This is a genomic window from Methanoculleus taiwanensis (assembly GCF_004102725.1).
In the GTDB taxonomy this organism is placed as follows: domain Archaea; phylum Halobacteriota; class Methanomicrobia; order Methanomicrobiales; family Methanoculleaceae; genus Methanoculleus_A; species Methanoculleus_A taiwanensis.
On the sequence record NZ_LHQS01000002.1, the window covers coordinates 403,991 to 424,956 of the forward strand.

20 protein-coding genes and 1 pseudogene are annotated in these 20,966 nt (G+C 51.4%); 13 read left to right on the top strand and 8 right to left on the bottom strand.

Annotation, left to right across the window (positions count from 1 at the left end):
• Window positions 1-377 precede the first annotated feature (377 nt).
• Together ABH15_RS06840 and ABH15_RS06845 are read left to right on the top strand one after the other, a co-directional pair.
• On the top strand, window positions 378-839 hold the full coding sequence (locus ABH15_RS06840) for a tetratricopeptide repeat protein (protein WP_128693619.1): 462 nt from the start codon (window positions 378-380) through the stop codon (window positions 837-839).
• Between the two features lie 71 nt (window positions 840-910).
• Complete coding sequence (locus ABH15_RS06845) at window positions 911-2,263, top strand: mannose-1-phosphate guanylyltransferase/mannose-6-phosphate isomerase (protein WP_128693620.1); 1,353 nt, start codon at window positions 911-913, stop codon at window positions 2,261-2,263.
• Between the two features lie 124 nt (window positions 2,264-2,387).
• Here the strand turns inward: ABH15_RS06845 and ruvB are convergent, their stop codons facing one another.
• From ruvB to ABH15_RS06865, 4 genes are all read right to left on the bottom strand, one after another.
• Window positions 2,388-3,380 carry a Holliday junction branch migration DNA helicase RuvB gene (gene ruvB / locus ABH15_RS06850; RefSeq protein WP_128693621.1) on the bottom strand — a complete coding sequence of 331 codons (993 nt, stop codon included), beginning with the start codon at window positions 3,378-3,380 and terminating at the stop codon, window positions 2,388-2,390.
• A 4-nt stretch (window positions 3,381-3,384) separates the two neighbouring features.
• Window positions 3,385-3,972 carry a Holliday junction branch migration protein RuvA gene (gene ruvA, locus ABH15_RS06855; RefSeq protein ID WP_128693622.1) on the bottom strand — a complete coding sequence of 196 codons (588 nt, stop codon included), beginning with the start codon at window positions 3,970-3,972 and terminating at the stop codon, window positions 3,385-3,387.
• A gap of 2 nt (window positions 3,973-3,974) precedes the next feature.
• Window positions 3,975-4,445 (bottom strand): crossover junction endodeoxyribonuclease RuvC, encoded by a 471-nt coding sequence (gene ruvC, locus ABH15_RS06860; protein ID WP_128693623.1) that lies wholly within the window; start codon window positions 4,443-4,445, stop codon window positions 3,975-3,977.
• 150 nt (window positions 4,446-4,595) lie between these two features.
• Window positions 4,596-4,946 carry a hypothetical protein gene (locus tag ABH15_RS06865; protein ID WP_128693624.1) on the bottom strand — a complete coding sequence of 117 codons (351 nt, stop codon included), beginning with the start codon at window positions 4,944-4,946 and terminating at the stop codon, window positions 4,596-4,598.
• Window positions 4,947-5,248: 302 nt separating this feature from the next.
• On the opposite strand from ABH15_RS06865, the gene ABH15_RS06870 reads away from it, so the two are divergent.
• From ABH15_RS06870 to ABH15_RS06895, 6 genes are all read left to right on the top strand, one after another.
• Window positions 5,249-6,634 carry an ATP-binding protein gene (locus ABH15_RS06870; protein ID WP_128694314.1) on the top strand — a complete coding sequence of 462 codons (1,386 nt, stop codon included), beginning with the start codon at window positions 5,249-5,251 and terminating at the stop codon, window positions 6,632-6,634.
• A 182-nt stretch (window positions 6,635-6,816) separates the two neighbouring features.
• Entirely contained in the window at window positions 6,817-7,515 is a 699-nt protein-coding gene (locus ABH15_RS06875; protein WP_128693625.1) for a glucose-6-phosphate isomerase family protein, read from the top strand.
• 456 nt (window positions 7,516-7,971) lie between these two features.
• Entirely contained in the window at window positions 7,972-9,324 is a 1,353-nt protein-coding gene (locus ABH15_RS06880) for a mannose-1-phosphate guanylyltransferase/mannose-6-phosphate isomerase (RefSeq protein WP_128693626.1), read from the top strand.
• 21 nt (window positions 9,325-9,345) lie between these two features.
• The gene (gmd, locus tag ABH15_RS06885) at window positions 9,346-10,371 is read left to right on the top strand and encodes a GDP-mannose 4,6-dehydratase (RefSeq protein ID WP_128693627.1); all 1,026 of its coding nucleotides are present in this window, start codon (window positions 9,346-9,348) and stop codon (window positions 10,369-10,371) included.
• A 33-nt stretch (window positions 10,372-10,404) separates the two neighbouring features.
• Complete coding sequence (gmd, locus tag ABH15_RS06890; RefSeq protein WP_128693628.1) at window positions 10,405-11,379, top strand: GDP-mannose 4,6-dehydratase; 975 nt, start codon at window positions 10,405-10,407, stop codon at window positions 11,377-11,379.
• A 19-nt stretch (window positions 11,380-11,398) separates the two neighbouring features.
• Window positions 11,399-12,715: a flippase gene (locus tag ABH15_RS06895; protein WP_128693629.1), complete on the top strand. Its 1,317-nt coding sequence runs from the start codon at window positions 11,399-11,401 to the stop codon at window positions 12,713-12,715.
• 232 nt (window positions 12,716-12,947) lie between these two features.
• On the opposite strand, the gene ABH15_RS06900 is transcribed toward ABH15_RS06895, so the two are convergent.
• Window positions 12,948-14,150 carry a glycosyltransferase family 4 protein gene (locus ABH15_RS06900; RefSeq protein ID WP_128693630.1) on the bottom strand — a complete coding sequence of 401 codons (1,203 nt, stop codon included), beginning with the start codon at window positions 14,148-14,150 and terminating at the stop codon, window positions 12,948-12,950.
• Window positions 14,151-14,212: 62 nt separating this feature from the next.
• Here ABH15_RS06900 and ABH15_RS06905 point away from each other — a divergent pair, with 62 nt between their 5' ends.
• The 4 genes and pseudogenes from ABH15_RS06905 to ABH15_RS06920 form a co-directional block, all read left to right on the top strand.
• Complete coding sequence (locus ABH15_RS06905; RefSeq protein WP_128693631.1) at window positions 14,213-14,413, top strand: hypothetical protein; 201 nt, start codon at window positions 14,213-14,215, stop codon at window positions 14,411-14,413.
• 131 nt (window positions 14,414-14,544) lie between these two features.
• Window positions 14,545-14,760: an IS110 family transposase gene (locus ABH15_RS06910; protein WP_128693632.1), complete on the top strand. Its 216-nt coding sequence runs from the start codon at window positions 14,545-14,547 to the stop codon at window positions 14,758-14,760.
• A 71-nt stretch (window positions 14,761-14,831) separates the two neighbouring features.
• On the top strand, window positions 14,832-15,230 hold the full coding sequence (locus tag ABH15_RS06915; RefSeq protein ID WP_277749830.1) for a transposase: 399 nt from the start codon (window positions 14,832-14,834) through the stop codon (window positions 15,228-15,230).
• Window positions 15,231-15,344: 114 nt separating this feature from the next.
• Window positions 15,345-16,092, top strand: a pseudogene (locus ABH15_RS06920) (transposase); the annotation flags it as partial.
• A 919-nt stretch (window positions 16,093-17,011) separates the two neighbouring features.
• On the opposite strand, the gene ABH15_RS13970 reads toward ABH15_RS06920, so the two are convergent.
• Window positions 17,012-17,305, bottom strand: a complete 294-nt coding sequence (locus tag ABH15_RS13970) for a hypothetical protein (RefSeq protein ID WP_241648088.1) — start codon at window positions 17,303-17,305, stop codon at window positions 17,012-17,014.
• Between ABH15_RS13970 and ABH15_RS13975 the strand changes: the two genes are divergently transcribed.
• Window positions 17,280-18,536, top strand: a complete 1,257-nt coding sequence (locus ABH15_RS13975; protein WP_241648081.1) for a DUF2206 domain-containing protein — start codon at window positions 17,280-17,282, stop codon at window positions 18,534-18,536. The two genes, ABH15_RS13970 and ABH15_RS13975, sit on opposite strands and share 26 nt — an antisense overlap.
• 30 nt (window positions 18,537-18,566) lie before the next feature.
• On the opposite strand, the gene ABH15_RS06930 is transcribed toward ABH15_RS13975, so the two are convergent.
• Window positions 18,567-19,685, bottom strand: coding sequence for a glycosyltransferase family 4 protein (locus ABH15_RS06930; RefSeq protein WP_128693635.1), 1,119 nt, complete (start codon window positions 19,683-19,685; stop codon window positions 18,567-18,569).
• 34 nt (window positions 19,686-19,719) lie between these two features.
• A complete protein-coding gene (locus ABH15_RS06935; RefSeq protein ID WP_128693636.1) occupies window positions 19,720-20,949 on the bottom strand; it encodes a glycosyltransferase family 4 protein in 1,230 nt (409 codons plus the stop codon).
• Window positions 20,950-20,966: the final 17 nt, after the last annotated feature.

Here is a 20,966-nt window from a genome sequence, read left to right on the forward strand (position 1 = left end):
GGCGGGGCCGGTCGTGTTCCGGAATACTGCTCTTAAGTCTCTCTTTTCAGCAAAATCTGTCTTATGGGGCTTTTTCTGCGCCGCCGCCGGAGTTCTCGCGTATGTCTCTTACAAATGGTGATCGGGTGGCTGCTTCCAGGGGTATTAGAACTTTCCAGAGACGTTGGATTTCTCCAGTACCATTGGATCGCTGGATTTGATATTCGTTATATTTAAATACTATTTCGTGGGGATATGCGGTGCCCCGGATCGTATCTCCGGGTGAAAAGATCCGCCACGCTCGCTCCGATGTCCCCTCTGTCCTGAGAGCAGCGGAATTTAGTATCGATATATATTTAAGTGTCTTCTCCCGACCTCTTCTCATACGAGGTACGCCCATGCCCCCCGCTACAGACCCGCAGTCCTCCCGGAGAACACCGCGCCGTCCCGCAGAGAGCGATGCCGAGGCTCTCCGCAGGCTGCAGGCCAGGGTCCGGGAGAACCCCCGCGATGCGGCGGCACTGAACAATCTCGGGTTTCTCCTTGGAAGGCTCGACCGACCTGGCGAAGCAAAAGCATCCTTTGAGCAGGCGCTCGCCGTCGACCCCGGCAACGCTGCCGCCTGGAACAACCTCGGCGTCGCCCTTGTCCGGGAGGGGAAGTTCCCCGATGCGGCGGCGGCTTTTGCGAAGGCGACCGATGCCGACCAGGCCGCTGTCGAGGCCTGGATCAACGCGGGCAAGTGCCTCGGCAAGCTCGGGAACTTCCGCGACGCGGCGAAGGCGTTTGAAAAGGCCGATGCGCTCGATGCGGGAGCCCGGGCGAGGATGCCGGGCTGGGTCGAGATCCTGCGGGAGTGATCCCGGCCTCACATTCGATCCCGTGATATACTCCGGCGTCCCATGCGGTACCACAGGCAGGGAGTGTACTCATGAAGACCCTTATTCTCGCAGGGGGCAGCGGCACCCGGCTCTTTCCGCTCAGCCGGGAGCAGTACCCGAAGCAGTTCATCACGCTGTTCGATGACGAATCACTCTTTCAGAAGACGGTGAAGCGCTCGCTCCTCTTCTCAACGCCCGGAGAGATCTGCATCGTCACCAACGCCGACCACCGGTTCCTGATCCGGGATCAGCTCGCCGAGATCGGGTGCGACTGCACCGTCCTCGCCGAGCCTGCGGGGAGGAACACCCTGCCGGCGATCTACTACGGCGCAAAGACCCTCGCGGATGACGGGGGCTCCGACGTGATGGCCGTCCTCTCCTCCGACCACCTGATCGACGCGGGCACGGCATACGTCGAGGCGTTCCGAAAAGCCGAGCGTCTCGCCCGCGACCACCTCGTGGTCTTCGGGGTGCGGCCGACCTCCCCGCATACCGGCTACGGCTACATCCGGCCGGGAGCGGTGCTTGACGAGGGGTATGCCGTCGACGCCTTTGTCGAGAAGCCCGATCTGCCGACCGCGGAGCGGTACTGCGCCGACGGCTACCTCTGGAACTCCGGGCTCTTCTGCTTTGCAGCCGACCTCTTCCTCGCGGAGTGCGAGCGGCACGCTCCTGCGGTCTGCCGGGCGTTCGAGCGCCCCCTTGAGGAGGCGTATGCGAGCGTGCCGAAGGTCTCGATCGACTACGGCCTCATGGAGAAGACCGAGAAGGCCGCGGTCGTCCCCTTCGATGCCGCCTGGAGCGATCTCGGGAACTTCGACGCACTCCATGCAGCTCTTCCGAAGAACGGGGACGGTGATGCCGTTCGGGGCGAGCATATCGGGATCGACTCCGGCGGGAACCTCATCATCGCCGACCGCCTCGTGGCCACGGTCGGTGTCCGGAACCTCGCCATCGTCGAGACGAAGGACGCGATTCTGGTCGCGTCGCGGAGCGAGGCGCAGCGGGTGGGGGAGGTCGCGAAGGCTCTGAAGGAGCGGGGCGATGCCCGTGCGGAGTTTCACACAACCGTCCACCGGCCGTGGGGCTCGTACACGACCCTCGAGGACGGCGGCCCGTATAAGATCAAGCGGGTCACCGTCCCGCCGAAGCGCCGCCTCTCCCTCCAGATGCACCACCACCGCTCCGAGCACTGGGTCGTGGTCACCGGCTGCGCCGAGGTGACGGTCGGGGAGGAGAGCTACCTCCTCCGGAACGGCGAATCGACCTTCGTCCCCGCAGGGACGGTGCACCGGCTCGCGAACCCTGGGATGCTGCCGCTCGAGCTCATTGAGGTGCAGATCGGGGAGTACACCGGCGAGGACGATATCGTCCGGTTCGAGGACGACTACCAGCGGACGTGAGGGTTTCCTGCCTTCCGCCGGGAGGGGGGCAGCCCCCTCCCGATCCCGCCCCCGCGATGCGATAGGGTTGGTCGCGGGCTGGATCTTTTCTTTCCGAACAAGCGTGTATCCGAGTGCCGCACCGTCAGGCGCGGCCAGGCGCCTTGAGGTGTCGCAGTGCGGCCGGCGTCGTCTCCCTGCCCTGCGGCGTCCGTTTGATGAACCCGATCTGGATCAGGTACGGCTCGTAGACCTCCTCGACCGTCCGCACCTCCTCGCCGATCGATATCGCGATCGTCTTGACGCCGACCGGCCCGCCGCCGAAGTCGTCGGCGATAACCGAAAGGATCCGCCGGTCGAGGTCGTCGAGGCCGAGCGCGTCGATCCCGAGCATGGTCAGCGCGGTATCCGCCGTAGGAGCGTCGATGCTCCCGTCGCCCCGGACGAGCGCGAAGTCCCGCACCCGCCGCAGAAGCCGGTTTGCGATCCGCGGCGTCCCGCGGCTCCGCTGTGCGATCTCGAGCGCTCCTTCCGGCGTGATCGCTGTCTGCATGATCCCGGCGCTCCGGAGCACGATCTTGACGAGGTCGGGCACCTCGTAGAGGTTCAAGCGGAAGATGAACCCGAACCGGTCGCGCAAGGGAGAGCCGAGCAGCCCGACCTTCGTCGTCGCCCCGACGAGGGTGAACTCCTCGAGCGGGAGCTGCACCGCCCGGGCTCCGGGCCCCTCGCCGATCATCACGTCGATGCAGGAGTCCTCCATCGCCGGGTAGAGGATCTCCTCGACGACCGGGTTTAAGCGGTGGATCTCGTCGATGAAGAGGACGTCGCCCCGGGAGAGCGCCGTCAGCTGGGCGGCGAGGTCGCCGGGCTTGTCGAGCACCGGCCCCGTGGTGCTCCGGAGGGCGACGCCCATCTCCCGGGCGATGATCTGGGCGAGCGTCGTCTTGCCGAGCCCCGGCGGCCCGGAGAAGAGGATGTGGTCGAGGGTCTCGCCGCGCCGCTTTGCAGCATCGATCGCGATCGCGAGCGTCTCCTTGATCTGCGCCTGGCCGACGAACTCGTCGAAGCGGCCCGGCCGGATCGTGGCGTCGTCCTGCTCTTCCGCAAGGACGTTCGGTGAGGGAAGTCTCTGCATGGTATCAGCGCTCCCGGAGGCGGGCGAGCGAGGCGCGGATCAGGGTCTGCACGCTCGGGCTATTGAGGGTCGGCAGAACCGCGTCGACCGTCTCCTGCGCCTCCCGCGGCGAGAACCCGAGCGATATCAGGGCGCTTACCGCATCGTCGGCCTCCGCCGCCCGCCTGCCGCCGGCGGTAGCCTGTGCATGCTTCTTCATCTTCTCCTTGAGCTCGAGGATCAGGCGCTTCGCGCTCTTCTGCCCGATCCCGGGGATCCGGGTGAGCGCCTTTTCGTCCTCGCCGACGATCGCCATCGCGAACTCCTCGAGGGTGATCTGGGAGAGGATGCTCATCGCGATCTGGGGGCCGATCCCGGAGACGGCGATCAGGATCCGGAAGAGCTCGAGCTCGCTTGGGTGCAGGAACCCGTAGAGCTGGATGTCGTCGTCGCGGACGACCATGTGGGTGTGCACCCGGACGCGGCCGTCGGCCTCGCGGAGCGCCTGCACGGTCGGCTGGGTGACGGAGACCCGGTAGCCGACGCCGCCGATATCGATCACCACCCACTTATCGCCGGTGGATGCGATCTCTCCTGAAAGATGGGCTATCATGGTTATCGCAGTGTGTGTATGTGGCAGAGAGCGACGGCGAGGCCGTCGGCGGCGTCGTCGGGCTTCGGGATCTCCGCGAGCCGCAGGAGCCGGCGCATCATCTCCTGCACCTGCTGCTTCTCGGCACGCCCGGACCCCGTGACCGCCTGCTTGATCTGGTTCGGCGTGTACTCGGCGATCGGGATACTCCGCTGCTCCGCGGCGAGCAGGAGGACGCCCCGCGCCTCGCTGACGTGCATCGCGGAGGTGACGTTCCGGGTGAAGAAGAGCTGCTCGACGGCGACCCATGCGGGCTCGTACTCGTCGAGGAGTGCCGAGATCCGGTCGTAGATCTCCCGGAGGCGCTCGCCGGTGCTCCGGCCGCTCTCGGTCTCGATGCAGCCGAACGCGAGCGGCGTCGGGTGGCGGTCGCCTCTGCTGATGACACCGTACCCGACCCGTGCGAGCCCCGGATCAATCCCGACCACGATCATGCTTTCTCTCTGCCCCTCTGTATGATCATTCCGTGCTTCTGGTAGATACCTATTGTGCATGCGGCCTGGAGGTGTTCTGCGGGGGGCACGCCCTCCCGATGCGATAGCCCGGCGTTGGTCGTACTCGCGGCATAGGCCGGTCGTCACGCTTCAAGATTTCGTGAGCTGCTGCAGGATCCACGCCTCCATCTCCTGCGCCATCCGGAGTATCACGTCGGGATCCCGCAAGCCCGGGACGTTTTCATCTCCGCGGTGAGCGGCATCGAACCCGAAGATCCAGTATTCGCCGCTCTCGTCGGGCCTCTGGAACGTCACCCCGCCATGGACCGGCACGGTCCCTGCAAACTTCTCGGTGTCGACCTCATCGACGAGCGAGAGCGGGACGGCGCAGTACCCGCAGAGATACCCGCGGTCGTTATTTCGGGTGACGATGCAGTTTCCCACTTCACGGCAGACCGTGAAGTATGGGCTGGTCTTCATGAGGTTGAATCTCTCCGTCATACAGCGCATCTCCCTTCCGTAAGCAGGCGGTGCATCAGAAGGGATCTTTCTCCTGTAGGGAAAAGGAGTTTTGCCATCAGCTGCACCTCTGTTCGGTGGGTTTTCCCTCGCTTCGTCTTCCTTCACCCCAAGGGTGCTCTGGCCGGAATGCCCGCAACTCTTTCATCGGCTACAACAGCCCGATAAGGGGGGGGCGCGCTGCCCATGCATCCATTCTCTCTGCCAGGCCTTTTGGCACGGGCGGGGTCACTCCTCCTCGCACAATAATGATTATATCTATAATGATAATATTAATAATCACTGTGATATTTTACGGCAGGGAGCGCGAACTTGAACTCATGGAGCACCTCTATGCCAGAGCCCCGTCCTTTCTGGTCGTCACCGGCAGGAGAAGGGTCGGCAAGACCGAGCTCATTCTGGAATTCTGCAGGGGGAAGCGTGCTCTGTACTTTTACGTCGATGCAAACAAGAGCATCGAGGATCTGATGGAGGAGTTCGGACGGCTGATGGTCGATATGCTCGATCTTCCCGGTTACATCAGAACCGATACGCCGGAGGCGTTCCTGGAGTTTCTCTTCTCGTTCAAAGATCCGCTGATCGTCGTCTTCGACGAGTTCCAGCGCTTTTTAAAGATCCACCCCTCCTTTATCTCCCAGATGCAGCGGTTCTGGGATCTGAAGGGGCGGGACTCTCATCTCTTTATTATCGTCTCGGGCTCGTCGGTCGGCATGATCCGGGAGATCTTCCTCGAAGGAGGCGCTCCCCTCTTCAAGCGGGCCGACAATATCCTGACACTTCGGCCATTCGGCCCTCTTGAGTGCCTGACCATTCTCGGCGACCTCGGTGTAGAAGACCCGGATGACCGGCTTGATCTCTATCTCCTCTTCGGTGGGACGATCTACTACTACACCTACCTCGAGAAGTACGGGTGTACCGATCTTGCGAGCGCTCTCGACCGACTTCTTCTCGACGAACTCGCCCCTCTTCGGCGGGAGATGAGCGACGTTGTCGTCGAGGAGTTCGGCCGCGAGCACGCGACCTACTACGAGATCCTCGCCGCCATCGCCGAGGGAAAGGTGACGCAGAAGGAGATTGCCGACTTCGTCCGCCTCCCCCCTACCTCTCTGCCGCCGTACCTGCGCGACCTTATCGATCTCCTCGGGATCATCGAGTACCGGACGCCGGTCACGGAGCGGGGGAGGCGATCGAAGATGGGCAGGTATCTCTTTTGCGACAACTTCTTCCGGTTTTACGCCCGGTATATCTACCGGAACATGAGCCTGTACCAGAGCGGCCGCTTCGATATCATACGAGAGCGGATCTTCCGGGAATGGAGGGGATTTTCGGGCTGGGCGTTTGAGGAGATGGTGCGCAGCCTCATCGCCCGCGACCTCGCTGACCGGTATGACGAGGTCGGCCCATGGTGGAATCGCCGGGGGGACGAGATAGACGTTATCGCCCTTTCGCCCTGCGGGACTCTTGCCGTCGAGATCAAGAATCGGGATCTTTCGCGGTATGAGGCATACAGTATCCTCTCCTCGCTCTCCGAGAAGATCCCGCTCGTAAAAGGCCTCGTAAGCCCGGTGGCAACCGGCGTTGCCGGCCGCACCGTGGACGAGAAGGAGACACTGCGGGAAGAGGGTTTCTTCGTCACCGGTCTTGCCGACCTCGGGCTCGGATATGAGTGAGCGCCGAACCCTCGACGGAGGAATGGTTCCGGAGGTACCATGCAGCCACGCACGGCGGGTGGGCATTCTGTCCTTCATCGAGAGGCACCTGACGGATCCGTGCTGCACTGGAGTGACCTGAACCGGGATGCGCCGGAACTGAATCGCGTATATTATCACTAACCGTGACAGAATGAAGATCGATGAGCCGTTATTGGCCGGGTATTCTCCCCGACCCTTCCGTCCGAACCCTCGACGACATGCGGTACGTGCTGGCGAGCCCGGACGCCGCCGGCACCATGCCGCTGTACTTTATGTACCGCGATCTCGCTCTCACCGAGGACGATCGCCAGTGGCTCGCCGAGCAGAACGTCCGGTTCGACATCACCGTCATTCCCCCGGGAATTGTCGGCGGCGAGTACGTCAAGACCAAGGGGCACTACCACCCCCTCACGCCGGCGGGCATCGGCTACCCCGAGCTCTACCAGGTGCTGGCCGGCGAGGCACACTACCTCCTCCAGCGAAAAGATCTCCGCGACGTTGTCGTCGTCACGGCAAAGGCGGCCGAGTTCGTTCTCATCCCGCCCGGCTACGGGCACGTGACGATCAATCCCGGGGTGGAGGAGCTCGTGATGGCGAACCTGGTCTCGGCCGGGGTTGCGAGCGAGTATGCGTTCTATGAGCAGATGCAGGGCGGAGCCTACTACGAGATGGAAGGAGGGGTCTGGGTGCGGAATCCGCGCTATCCGGCGGTCCCTCCGCTGAGGGTGATTGCTGCGGTGGAGGTGCCGGAGCTTGGTATCAGGCATGGGAGGGGGATCTATGAGATGGTGTCGCAGCGGGAGGATCTGGCGTATCTGAATGCGCCGGAGAAGATTCCGGATGATTTCTACAAAACGTAGATCGATTGGTTCCACCCTTTGTTGCTGAGAGATCTGCGATGTTGAGCGGGCGTTTCTCCTTGCTTTCAGGTGTGGGTGCCGTCGCCCTGTTCGTTTGGAACCGGTGTACTTATCAGGACATGGAATTTTAAGGCTTGGGATGTGGCTATCCGACCCGGCGTCCGGAATATATTAGCACCTCGCCGTGCGCGGTATGGGAGCCTGGAGCAGATGTACCAGTGCATGAAAGTGCATACTTGTCTTTGTATGGCAGCAATTTCCAATTCATCTTCTTTTCTGGCCTTGATTCAATGCCGATGCCAAACGCGTGCCTGGCACCGTTCAGAAAGCATCTGCAGCCTGCCAATTGGATATAAATGACCGAATATTTCCTGCGCACTCTCTTCTCGAAATGATCACCTTCATATTCCGTGCTGGAAAATACTATGAACTGAAATTTCGGAGCGACGAGACCAGATGAAGACACTCATCCTCGCGGGAGGAAGCGGCACCCGGCTCTTCCCGCTCAGCCGCGAACACTACCCGAAGCAGTTCATCAAACTCTTCGATGACGAATCGCTCTTCCAGAAGACGGTGAAGCGTTCCCTCCTTCTTTCTGCCCCGAAGGATATCTTCATTGTCACCAATAAGGATCACAAGTTTCTGATCCGCGACCAGCTCGCCGAGATCGGGTGCGACTGCACCGTCCTCGTCGAGCCGGAGGGAAAGAACACCCTCCCTGCCATCTACTACGGCGTGAAGGCGATTGCGGAGGGCAACGGTTCTTCCCCGGTCGCCGTCCTCTCATCCGATCACCTGATCGATGCAAACAGCCAGTACACCGAAGCCTTCCGGAAGGCCGAACGCCTCTCCCGGGATCGCCTCGTGGTCTTCGGCGTGAAACCTACCTGCCCGCACACCGGCTACGGCTACATCAGGCCCGGGCAGGCGCTTGAAGAGGGGTATGCCGTCGATGCCTTCGTTGAGAAGCCCGACCTGCCGACGGCGGAGCGCTACCTGGCTGAAGGCTACCTCTGGAACTCCGGGATGTTCCTCTTCAACTCCGATCTCTTCCTCGCGGAATGTGCAAGCCTGACTCCTGACGTTGCCCGGGCATTTGAAAACCCGGTTGTGCAGGCCTTCGAGCAGACGCCGAAGATCTCCATCGACTACGGGATCATGGAGAAAACCCACAAGGCCGCCGTCGTTCCCTTCGAGGCCGAGTGGGACGATGTGGGGAACTTCGACGCTCTCTATGGCTGCCTCCCGAAGAACGGCAACCGGAATGCCGTTCGGGGTGAGCACATCGGCATCAACTCCCGTGACAACCTGATCATCAGCGACCGGCTGGTGGCCACGGTCGGGATCGAGAATCTTGCTATCGTGGAGACGAAGGACGCGATCCTCATCGCCTCACGGGACGAGGCTCAGAGCGTGGGCGAGATTGTGCGGCTACTGCGGGAGAAGGGCGATGCCCGTGCGGCCTTCCACACCGAGGTGCACCGACCGTGGGGCTCGTACACGACCCTCGAGGATGGCAGCGCCTATAAGATCAAGCGGGTCACCGTCCCGCCGAAGCGCCGCCTCTCCCTGCAGATGCACCACCACCGCTCCGAGCACTGGGTGGTCGTCACCGGCTGCGCCGAGGTGACGGTTGGTGAACGGACGTTCCTGCTTCGGAATGGCGAGAGCACGTTCGTCCCTGCCGGGACAATGCATCGGCTGCATAACCCCGGGATGCTGCCGCTCGAGCTGATTGAGGTGCAGATCGGGGAGTACACCGGGGAAGATGACATTGTGCGGTATGAAGATGATTTTGATCGTATCTAGATTTGCATGTGGTGATTCGTGATGTCAAAAATTGCACTTATTACAGGTATTACCGGCCAGGATGGATCGTACTTAGCGGAATGGCTTCTTGAGAATAATTATTCCGTATACGGGCTGGTAAGAAGGCTCAGTACTCCTAACTATAGTCGGATAGAGCATCTGCTCGATAAAGTCACACTCCTAGAAGGAGACTTAACGGATCAATCCTCACTTGATGCCGCCGTGACGGAGGCCAAGCCGGACGAGGTATACAACCTCGCCGCCCAGTCATTTGTCGCCACGTCATGGACTCAGCCCGTGGCGACCGGTGAAGTGACGGGGCTTGGTGCTCTCCGGGTCATGGAGGCTGTCCGGCGGTGCTGCCCGGATGCAAAGGTCTACCAGGCATCGAGCAGCGAGATGTTTGGTAAAGTTCTGGAGACGCCGCAGCGCGAAACAACTCCTTTCTACCCCCGGTCTCCCTACGGGTTTGCCAAGGTCTATGCCTACTGGGCGACGATCAATTACCGGGAGAGCTATGAGATGTTCTGCTGCAACGGCATCCTCTTCAACCACGAGTCGCCCCGCCGCGGGATCGAGTTCGTGACCCGGAAGATCACCGATGCTGTTGCCCGGATTGCCTGTGGCCTGGATAAGGAGCTGCGGCTCGGGAACCTGGATGCCTACCGTGACTGGGGATTTGCCGGGGACTACGTCAAAGCGATGTGGCTGATGCTCCAGCAGGAGACGCCGGACGATTACGTCATCGCTACCAATGAAGCACACTCGGTACGGGAGTTCGTGGATCTCGCATTCTCCGAGGTCGGCCTGAATTACGAAGACTACGTCGTGGTCGACCCGAAATACTTCCGACCGGCTGAAGTGAACTACCTCTTAGGCGATGCTACGAAGGCCAAAGAGGCACTGGGCTGGAAGCCGGAGGTATCTTTTGAGAAGCTGGTGAGGATGATGACCCTTGCCGATGTCGAGAGATATGAGAAGATATACGGGAAGCCCGAAGAATCCGCCAGTATCGTGAATACCGGGCGTTCAGCACAGGAATATTAGATTCTTTCATTCGTGACGGATCGGGTGGTATCAATGGGAAGGACTGCACTCATCACAGGGGTAACCGGGCAGGACGGGTTCTATCTTGCAGAGTTACTTCTCGCCAAGGGCTATACGGTTCACGGGCTTGTTCGATCCCATGCATCCGGCGTTGCGAGGTTGGGAGAGCTCTCTGAACGGATTTCGCTTCTTGAGGGCGATCTGACTGACCAGGCATCACTCGATACTGCTGTGAAATCTGTTCAGCCGGATGAGGTGTACAACCTTGCTGCCCAGTCGTTTGTCGCCATGTCATGGACTCAGCCCGTGGCGACCGGCGATATCACGGCACTCGGCGCCGTCCGGGTACTGGAGGCTGTCCGGCGATGCTGTCCTGATGCAAAGGTCTTCCAGGCGTCGAGCGCCGAAGTCTTCGGGAACGCCCCGGAGATGCCCCAGAGTGAGAAGACGCCTTTCTGTCCGCGGAATCCGTATGGAACTGCAAAGGCCTATGCGTACCGGATGACGGTGAACCACCGGGAGAGTTACGGTATGTTCTGCTGCAACGGCATCCTCTTCAACCACGAGTCGCCGCGGCGCGGGATCGAGTTCGTGACCCGGAAGATCACGAATGGGGCTGCCAGGATTGCTTGTGGATTGGATAAGGAGCTGCGGCTTGGGAACCTGGATGCCTACCGTGACTGGGGATTTGCGGGCGACTATGTCAAAGCGATGTGGCTGATACTCCAGCAGGAGACGCCTGACGATTACGTCATCGCGACCGGCGAGGCGCACTCCGTGCGGGAGTTCGTGGATCTCGCATTCTCCGAGGCCGGTCTGAACTACGAGGACTACGTCGTGGTTGACCCGAAGTTCTTCCGGCCGGCTGAGGTGAATTTCCTGCTCGGGGATGCATCAAAGGCACAGGAGAAACTTGGGTGGAAGCCGGATTTTACGTTTGCAGATCTTGTACGGATGATGGTGCGGGCAGATCTTGAAAGCGTTCGCAACGGGACTATCGGAGACTAAATTCCTTTGGTGACCTGGGTTGACTGCGGGAAAGAAATTCGTTAAGAATACCTTTTCATTAGCATCTGCGGAGCTCGTAACAAAATTTTTAGGATTTATTCTTGTCATCTACATTGCCCGAGTCCTTGGAGAGGTTGAGTTCGGCAAATACTCGTTCGCTCTGGCGTTTACATTACTGTTCGCATTTTTTTCGGACTTTGGCTTAAGCCAGTTAACTATACGTGAGGTCGCAAGCCGGAAAGAAGATGCAGATAAGTATCTTGGGACGGTTTCAGCGATCAAGGTGATTCTTTCGGTTTTGACAATCGCCCTTGTCGTAGTGGCGATTAATGTTTTGGAGTATCCATACGAGATTGTCATCGCCGTGTATATTGCTGGAGCCTACGCGGTAGTCAACTCTTTTAATCTATTTCTTTGCTCTTTTTACCGGGCGTTTGAGCAGATGGAATATGAGTTGGTAACCCGGGTTATGGAAAAAATAATCATCTTTTCTTTAGCAATTGTTTTTCTCCTGCTTGGCTATAGCTTTATTGCTGTTATATCCGCTTTTTTAATAGGTAGTTTAACCCGCCTTGTGGCAAGCTTACTCTTTGTTACTACAAAGTTTATAAGGCCTAAATTACATTTTGACCGTCTTTTCCTTCGAACACTATGTACCCAAGCGTTACCCTTCGGCTTAACTACTCTTTTTGTTGTGATTTATTTTAAGATCGACACGGTTATGCTCTCAATGATGGTTGGAGATTCTGCTGTTGGGCTTTACAATGCATCCTATAATATTATTGAGGGTTTGATCGCACTCGTGGCCGGATCTTTTGGCGGAGTGATCTTCCCGATGCTGTCAAAAAATTTTACTGCGTCTCCTGAAAGGTTAAGGAAACTCTATCTTCAGTCATTCCAGATCATTCTTATTGTCGGTATATTGATATTTATTTTTGTTCAACTATTTACCTTTTATATTGTTGAACTATTATATGGATCCGCTTATCAGATAGCAGCCCTTGTTTTACAGATCCAGATAATAGCATTTCTGATTGTCTGTGTCAGCACAGTAACGAGCACTCTGCTTAATTCAGCGAGTATGCAACGTATCGTGGCAATAGGGACCGGGTTCGGTGCTTTGCTAAACGTCTGTTTAAACTATGTTCTTATTCCTCAGTACAGCCTCTTTGGTGCGGCATGGGCAACGGTGCTCACTGAGTTGTTCGGCTTTAGCGTGTATCTATACTACTCCACACGTCTGTTAAAGATCGATTGGGGAGATTATAAAAGCCATATTTCTATTATGAACGAAAATATTCAGTTAACGAAAGGTTTGTTCAAACAAGCGAGGTAGTTACAAATACGGAATTCCGGGTGTATTATGCGAATGCATCCAGTCTCAGTAGTTCGCTAATTTGAGAACCGGCATACTCTTTGCCGACTCAGGAAACCAACACAAAAGCGAAAGATCTATATGAGTTGCAGGCGCTCCGTCATGGCTTCAACGAAACGGGAGACGACCTAGAAGAAGAATAACGACCTCAAACCGAAACCAGCAAAACATCTGAGAATTGCGGAGAGTGAGTTTAAATTAAAGATTGTATAATTTTATTTTGTTTTTCAGCAATTTTTCTCCAATCATAGTTCTCTTCAACCCATTCCCGACCGTGACGGCACAAATTATCAGCTAATTGTCTATCGGACTTTATTAATTCAATATAATCCAGAAATCCATCAATTTCCGAGATTATTGCAGTTTGATTTTCAATAATCTCAAGGCCTCTCCCTCCTATCTTAGTTGTTATTGTTGGAAGTCCCGCGGCGAGATATTCGAGCATTTTTAAATTTGTGCCACTTCCAGATTTCATTGGATTTATTGCAATATCAGCAGATTTAAATAATGTGGATATGTCCTCCGTGTATCCCGTGAACTGTAAATTATCTTGATTTGTATATAAGTCTCCGATGGATCCACCAACCAGAAATAAGATGTCTTTGTTTTTACAGTTCTTTGCCATCTTGATGATCTCGTTTACGGCCTGAATGTTAGGCGGATGTTTCGACCCTGTAAATAAAACCACATATTTTCCATGAATGCCTAAAGCTTTTTTATATTTCGTTCTGTCAGAATTAGACGTTGGGGTGTATGAATCGATATCTACCCCATTGGGTATGATGTGGATCTTAGAATTTGGACATTTTTTGGTCTTTATTAACTTCTCTTTATTTTCATATGAGGTGACAAAAACAGCATCTGCGTTCTCAAGTGCATTTTGTTCAATATTTAGCGCGTAGTTTATTAATTTCCTCCCAAAATATGAATCCCAACACATGTTCTGGCATAACAGTTCGAACTGAAGGTCATGTTGATCGAGAATTATTGGGGTATGTTCGGGCTTGATTTTAGATACGACATCGAATTGCCATGGCATCTCTACTTGAATAACAGAGCAATTTGATAAATGTTCTATAAGTGCTTTCGGTCTGAAATATTCTAATGCCTTGCCCGCAAAGAGATCGGGGATATTTTTTACTGCCTTTCGAAGAATCTGATGGTTTATAATCGAGGTGAAATTGATATATCTATATTCGGTGAAATGTCCATTAATTCTTAATTCTGGCTGCTTCTTTAGTTGCCAAAGTTTTTTTAATTCATGTTGCCTTAATCCCTGGGAAAAAAGAAAAATATTATGTTTTTTTGAAAGTTCTTTGCATAAATTAAACACTCTCAATGCCCCTCCGTCATAGGGTGGGTAAATACCATTTGGGGAAATTGTTAGCAAATCCATTTGATTCACAAATAATGATACATGCTATTTTATATCTGTAACTGTTCTGTTTGCCTGGTGAGGTGACAATAAGTGACGTCATTCCAAATATCCATGATGCCTTTTCGGCTACAGGCTCGATCGATGAAAAAGCCTATGATGCCGTCTCGACAACAGGCTCAACCGATGAAAATACTTTTCTCGCTGTATCTCAAGCCGAGGGTGTGGGTAGGGGGTTGAGAGTATTTTCATGGGTTGCGCCTGTGGCCGTGCCGGTCACATAGTTGTTTTAGGATCAGATCCTGTGATGAAAACTAACGCATTTTGCCATTGAAGGCCCTACTGTGTCGTGAACACGGATGTGAAATTGACCTTCGAGGCAGCTCCCTCTGTCCACACCGAAGTGTGATGATGTATGAGAGAAAAAGCCTGTGGGTTAGACCTCCACAAGAAGTTTATCGTCGCTGCCATCATCGATCAGGGCGGCAACACGGCAGAACAGCGATTCAGCCGTACGCAAGCCGACCTGCTTCTGCTGAAAGATTGGGTTCTCTACCACGGCTGCGAGGTTGTAGCCTGTGAATCCACCAGCGATTACTGGGTATGGGTCTACGACCTGTTTCTGCGATAGCGGGGCGTATCAGGCGATCTTCCTCGACCTCTCCAGTCGGGATATGAGATCCGGAAAGTCGATCTTGGGCACTGTTCCACCGATACCAAGGATATCCCAGGCAAAAAGGGGGATCGACCGGCTATGATGGTTATAAAATGGTGAACGGGAACCAGCTGAGTGCCCTAGTCGATCGGAATGGGCTCTCGCTTGCCTGCACGGTTTCACTCGCCAATGTCAATGATTCCTGGCTCTATGAACCAACGCTCGAAGCATTAGCGATTCCTGGTGTTCGGGAACGCCCCTCGATCATCTCCGCAGATGCAGCCTACGATTCACGGGAGATCCGCCAATACAACTGGAAGCGAAGAATAAAAAGCAATATCCCGGTCAACCCACGGTCATGGACACACCCGAAGCGAGGAAGGCCATGCTGGTTCGATCCGCAACTCTACAAGAAGTGCAGTGTCTTCGAACGGTTCTTCAGCTAGATCGAGACGTTCAAGAAGATTACTCCCCGGTCTGAACGCTATGAGCACTCATTCCTTGGGCTGATCCACCTGACATGTGCCATGATGATTTGGAGAATTCTGGGATGAGCTCCCACACTCCATAAATTCATGGCACGCATTTCCTCTCTCATTTTCACGAGGATTCTAAAGATAACCCCCTCACTGTTTTATTCCTGAGGTGAAATTATTCCAATAACCGCGATTGATTCCTCGGGCTTCACCAGCTTGTATGCCAGCCAGTAGTACTCCTGGTGGACAGGAAAGATGCGAAAGGACTTCCTGAAGACTTCGATTGCAGTGGATACACGCAAACAGGTGATCTTGGTTGGGGAAGACCTCATTGAAAACGGTACATGACATCACCCGTGCGAAAAGACTGCTTAGACAGACCCGAAGAACCAAGGGCCACGTCATGGATAAGGGATATGATTCTGAAGACCTTCATCGCCAGATTAGAGAAGAGGTTGGTGCTGATTTGGTGATACCGGTCAGAACATGGCAAGAGAAGATCCAGTCTGGAAAGTATTGGCAGGAGATAGTTGCCGATTTCGGTACGGATCGCTATCGTGAAAGAAACAAAGTCGAAACGGCATTTTCGGTTCTCAAGAGAAGATTTGGAGGGGATCTGAAGGCATGGAAGTAGCGCTATCAGGTCAAAGAGATCAAGATCAAACTCATTCTCCATAACCACACGAAGGCGATCCAATCAGCCATGTCCGTCCTGATTGTTGAGGGATTCGACAGAGCAGGTTATTCACGATTCTCTAATGACTGGAAATCTATAACTATTCATAAGGTCAACAAAATGGGTAGTAGTGTTTACTCTATATTAAGAGGATAACTATTAACCGAAGAGAAGAGGACAGCGTAGAGCCTATATGAACCGTATGACTCTTGTGGTACAGGTTAGTGGATATGCTCTTAAGACTGTGAGTATCGCATAATATAAGTACGGATTTAGAAGCCAAGTAACTCAAGAGATCTTTGATCAAAATGAGCCGAAGCCAAACCCTTTTGCAGATGAACAATTGGAATATATTCTCATTTATAAAGATAGTCATTACCTCCTTATTCGTTTTTTGGTGCATTATTATAATGGATATAATTGGGTACCAGATTCCAGTCATTCGCCAAATAATTGGTTTTTTTTTAATTACATTCATCCCTGGAATTTTAATACTTAGAATATTGCGTATTCATAATATTAGCACTACAGAAGTGATATTATACGCAACAGGATCAAGTCTGACGTTATTAATTATATTAGGGCTATTTATAGATCTCTTGTTACCTAATATAGGAATTGCTAAGCCAATTTCGACAATTCCAATAATGGTAACAGTTAGTATATTAATTGTCACGCTTGCTGTAATTGGATATATACGCGATAAAGACTATTCTGTAGTTTATCCGACAACGGGTACCAATGTTATCAATTCAAAACTTTCTGTGCAAACACTGCTTTTTTCTTTACTGCCTATACTTACATTTCTTGGAACATTTTGTGTGAACCACTACAATTCCAACCTAGTTCTACTTACTATTATAATCATCATTGCATTGATCGTTTTACTTATTGGATTTAGTAACTTCATCCCACAAGAATTGTATCCTTTAGCCATCTGGACTATAGCAATATCCCTTATCTGGCATACCACATTAATCACTCAATACCTCAACGTGTGCGACGTCATCGGTGAGTATCTAGTTGCCGAACAAGTGATAGATAGTGGATTCTGGGACTGGACAATATTTGGGAACTACAATGCTGTACTAAGTACCGTGTTACTGGTACCCTTGTATAAATGTACGCTTAATTTAGATTTGACAGGAACTTTTAAACTAATAGTTCCATTATTATACTCTTTCGTGCCCCTAGCTTCATATGTAACTTTTAAAAACGTATTTAATAATTCAAAAATCGCTTTTCTCTCAACTTTTATGATCATTTCAATCTCTCCATTTTTCAGAGAAGTTGCATGGATCACAAAACAGTCGCTTGCTGAAATATTTTTAGTTTTGTTAATCATGGTAATTTTTGCAAATAATATCAACACAATTCAAAAGCGAGTCTTTTTTATTCTCTTTGCTTTATCACTGATTTTATCGCACTATGGTACATCGTATCTATTTTTTATATCTCTTCTCTTTGTGTACATATTCATACTAATCTTTGACAAACTTTGTAATTCACGGCGTGCTATGCTTACGGCAGCACAAGATAGAATCAATATTGGGGGTGTAAAGCGGTTATTTTTAAACCCATATCTACTATGTTTGTACTTGCTAATTTCTGTTGTGTGGTATATCTACATTTCTGGTTCTTCAACATTTGATACAATCTGTGGTATGGCATCATTTGCCTTTAACAATCTATCTACAGAAATGTTCGGCTTCGAGACCTCGCGTGGGCTATACCTAGCCACAAAAAGTTTAGGTTCACCCTTGCATTCTATATTAAGGATTTTATACGTAATTACCCAACTTTTCATATTTACTGGCATATTATACTTTATAATATATGAGAAAGGTAAAAAAGACATAACATTAGTTGCATTTTCAATTAGCTTTGCAATCATACTGATTTTTGGATTAATAAGTCAAAACTTTTCAGCAATGGATCCACGGAGATTATATCATTTTTGTCTTTATATTTTGGCTCCATTCAGCGTTATAGGAGGTTTAGCCTTGCTGAACTTAATCTCTAATAAAGCTAAATTAAATCCAATAAGTACTGGAGTATTTTCTCCGCTCCGTATAATCTACATGTTCTTCATAATTTTCTTTTTATTTAATACAGGCTTTATATATGAAATTGCAAAGGACCACCCTAATTCAATTTCCTTAAGTCAAAAAACCATACAGGAACATGGGGATGAAGATGATAAAGCCTATTTATATATGTCCCTGATTGAACCACATAATGTCTACAGTGGCTCTTGGATTACCAACAACATGAAATCCCAAGATGATAAAGTGTATCGAGGAGACTGGGTCGAAGGATACCCCTCCCTTACAGTATATGGAAACCTAAAAGATGATGGACTTAGAACACTCTTTAATATGGAGGGTCACAACATCAAACATTTTGATCAATCTACAGTTGAAATCGATCGAGGATATGTTCAAATAACGTATGCTAACTTAGTCTGGGGAGTTGGATGGAACTGGGATAACCCCCTCAAGCAAAGAACAACGTTCCGATTTGAGGAAATTAATTTATCGCTTCATAATATGAGCAAAATATACGATAACGCTGGCAGTGAAATTTTATGGAATCGATGAAGATTTTGATCAACCCAAGTAACCGTAATTTCAAATTAGATCATTATATACCTTGCATGTCTCTTTGGCACACCTTTTCCAGCTAAACTCCGCTGCTCTAGCCTGCCCCATTTTACTCAACTGTTTCTTAAGCTCAACGCCAGACAATACGCTATCGATTGCTTCTGCTAGCTTCTCATAGTCATGGGGGTTAATCATTATCCCTGCATCTCCTACCACTTCGGGCAGGGATGAAGTATTTGATGTAATTACGGGGCACCCACAGGCCATAGCTTCAAGTGGCGGTAGGCCAAATCCTTCATATAGGGAGGGATAGACGAATACATCTGCTGCGTTATATAATGCTGGGAGATCGTTTTTTGGCACATACCCCGTAAAGCAGACGTCCTTTTCGAGATTGAGATCGGAAACCAACTGGAAAATTGTATTGTATTTCCAACCTTTTCCCCCTGCAATTACAAGTTTATGCTTAAGGCCCTCCTTTTTCAGCTGGTAAAATGCTTTTATAACTGTAGACAGGTTTTTCCTTGGCTCAAGGGTACCAACATAGAGTATGAAGGGATAGTCTAATTTATATCTGTCTCGGAATATCTGGATCGCACTGTGCGGGAGCACCTGGTAGCAGTCATCTGCAGCCAGATGTATGACGGTGATTTTATCTTCAGGCACGTGGAAATAGCGAATTAAATCCTGTTTTGTACTGTTGGATATTGATATTACCATATCTGATGAACTAATAGATTTTGAAAATAAGATTTTATATCGCAATAGGGTTCCTTTTGTAAATGTTTCTGGAAACAGAACTGGAGTAGTATCATATACGGTGATTATTTTTTTGGTGTCTGGAATTTGCGTGAATATTGACGCACTTTCTGGACAATGAAGAACATCTAAATCCACTGGTTTCATTCTCAAAGAAAGTTGCATATAAAGATGCCATGGGTAATATGATTTTTTCATTAGTCCTTCAAATGGGTTTGCAAGGATAATTTCATTGATATTATCAAATTCCTCACTTTTTTTATATCTTATGGTGTTGAAGGCTATATTAGTACTCATCTGTGAAAATTCATGCAGTATGTTCTGTACATAATTTCCAATCCCCGTTAGGGGTCTATCTAATCTATCTGCAATGATTCCGACACGCATGATCTCTCAACTCGCAACACTGCAAGATTTTCGTTTATGACACCCGGTTGAATAGAGCTAAGTATTTTTTACAAACTGATTCCCAAGAGAACTCGTTTTGAACAGTGCTAAGGCCGTTGGTATTGAGGTAACTTGCCAGATCGGGGTTGCTTAATATCTCAACAATTCTTTCTGCTAAATCCTTTGAACTCTTTTCCGGTACTAAAAACCCATTATAGCCGTGTGTAATAATATCTGTTATACCTCCAACGTTTGTTCCGATAACTGGAGTGCCACATGCCATTGCTTCGACAAGCACCAAACCCAATCCTTCCGTATCGCCATGCCTGTCAACGATTGAAGGTAGAATAAATACATCACTTGCAGTTAAAAAGTTTGGAAATTCTTCATCCGGAATGAAGCCTGGAAAAATTACTTTTTCCTCAAGATTCAAATCTGCAACCTGTTTTTTCAATCTTTCCTTCTCAGGGCCATCTCCGCCCAATATGAGAATAGTATTTGGATCTGTTTCAAGGACAAGGGGCAGTGCATCAACTAAGAACTTAAATCCTTTTCTCTCAACCATACGCCCGGTAGAAAAAAGAATAGTTTTGCTTTCCAATCCATAACATTGCTTTATAGAGTCAGGATTACATGTTGGATTAAATTTTTGGATATCAACACCATATGGAATGGTTTCAATGTCCATCCGCCTGCTTATGGTTTTTCCGGCGTTACAAGTTGATTTACTGATTCCAATCACGAGATCTGAATTTCTTATTGCATACCCTATTTGGATTTTACATAGCGATGCAAATGTTTTCTGGTTATTTACAAAGGGAAACAGTTCTGCGCCATAAAGGCCAATAACTATCGGGCGTTTATGAATATATTTTGTTAGGGCTGCGATAAATCCCGGCGGGATTGCCCAATGAGCGAAGATAATGTCTATATCATGCTTACGGCACACTTGAAGCAATTTGTATGTCATTGAGAGTCCAAAGAAGGGAATCTGAATTTTTCCACTAATCTTTTTCATTTTCTCAGGAATTCCTGGAAAGTATGCCAGTGTTTGGTAGCTTGGTGGGAACATATACTGAAATCTATGAACATTTACATTGTCGATTTTTTCTGCATGCTTTAGCCCTTTAGCATGCGGAGCAATAACATGTACTTCAAGCCCTTTGTCAGCTAAATTGTTCGCCAACTGCTCAAGGTAGTTCTTTGCGGAGTCAACATCTCCTTTCCATCTTAAATAGCCTGTTGATAAAATGCACAGTTTCATATGTAGACCTTTTATTA

Coding starts and splice junctions, on each gene's coding strand:
- ABH15_RS06840 (WP_128693619.1), top strand. CDS start 378: ATGCCCCCCGCTACAGACCCGCAGTCCTCCCGGAGAACACCGCGCCGT.
- ABH15_RS06845 (WP_128693620.1), top strand. CDS start 911: ATGAAGACCCTTATTCTCGCAGGGGGCAGCGGCACCCGGCTCTTTCCG.
- ruvB (WP_128693621.1), bottom strand. CDS start 3,380: ATGCAGAGACTTCCCTCACCGAACGTCCTTGCGGAAGAGCAGGACGAC.
- ruvA (WP_128693622.1), bottom strand. CDS start 3,972: ATGATAGCCCATCTTTCAGGAGAGATCGCATCCACCGGCGATAAGTGG.
- ruvC (WP_128693623.1), bottom strand. CDS start 4,445: ATGATCGTGGTCGGGATTGATCCGGGGCTCGCACGGGTCGGGTACGGT.
- ABH15_RS06865 (WP_128693624.1), bottom strand. CDS start 4,946: ATGACGGAGAGATTCAACCTCATGAAGACCAGCCCATACTTCACGGTC.
- ABH15_RS06875 (WP_128693625.1), top strand. CDS start 6,817: ATGAGCCGTTATTGGCCGGGTATTCTCCCCGACCCTTCCGTCCGAACC.
- ABH15_RS06880 (WP_128693626.1), top strand. CDS start 7,972: ATGAAGACACTCATCCTCGCGGGAGGAAGCGGCACCCGGCTCTTCCCG.
- gmd (WP_128693627.1), top strand. CDS start 9,346: ATGTCAAAAATTGCACTTATTACAGGTATTACCGGCCAGGATGGATCG.
- gmd (WP_128693628.1), top strand. CDS start 10,405: ATGGGAAGGACTGCACTCATCACAGGGGTAACCGGGCAGGACGGGTTC.
- ABH15_RS06900 (WP_128693630.1), bottom strand. CDS start 14,150: ATGGATTTGCTAACAATTTCCCCAAATGGTATTTACCCACCCTATGAC.
- ABH15_RS06910 (WP_128693632.1), top strand. CDS start 14,545: ATGAGAGAAAAAGCCTGTGGGTTAGACCTCCACAAGAAGTTTATCGTC.
- ABH15_RS13975 (WP_241648081.1), top strand. CDS start 17,280: ATGGTAATTTTTGCAAATAATATCAACACAATTCAAAAGCGAGTCTTT.
- ABH15_RS06930 (WP_128693635.1), bottom strand. CDS start 19,685: ATGCGTGTCGGAATCATTGCAGATAGATTAGATAGACCCCTAACGGGG.
- ABH15_RS06935 (WP_128693636.1), bottom strand. CDS start 20,949: ATGAAACTGTGCATTTTATCAACAGGCTATTTAAGATGGAAAGGAGAT.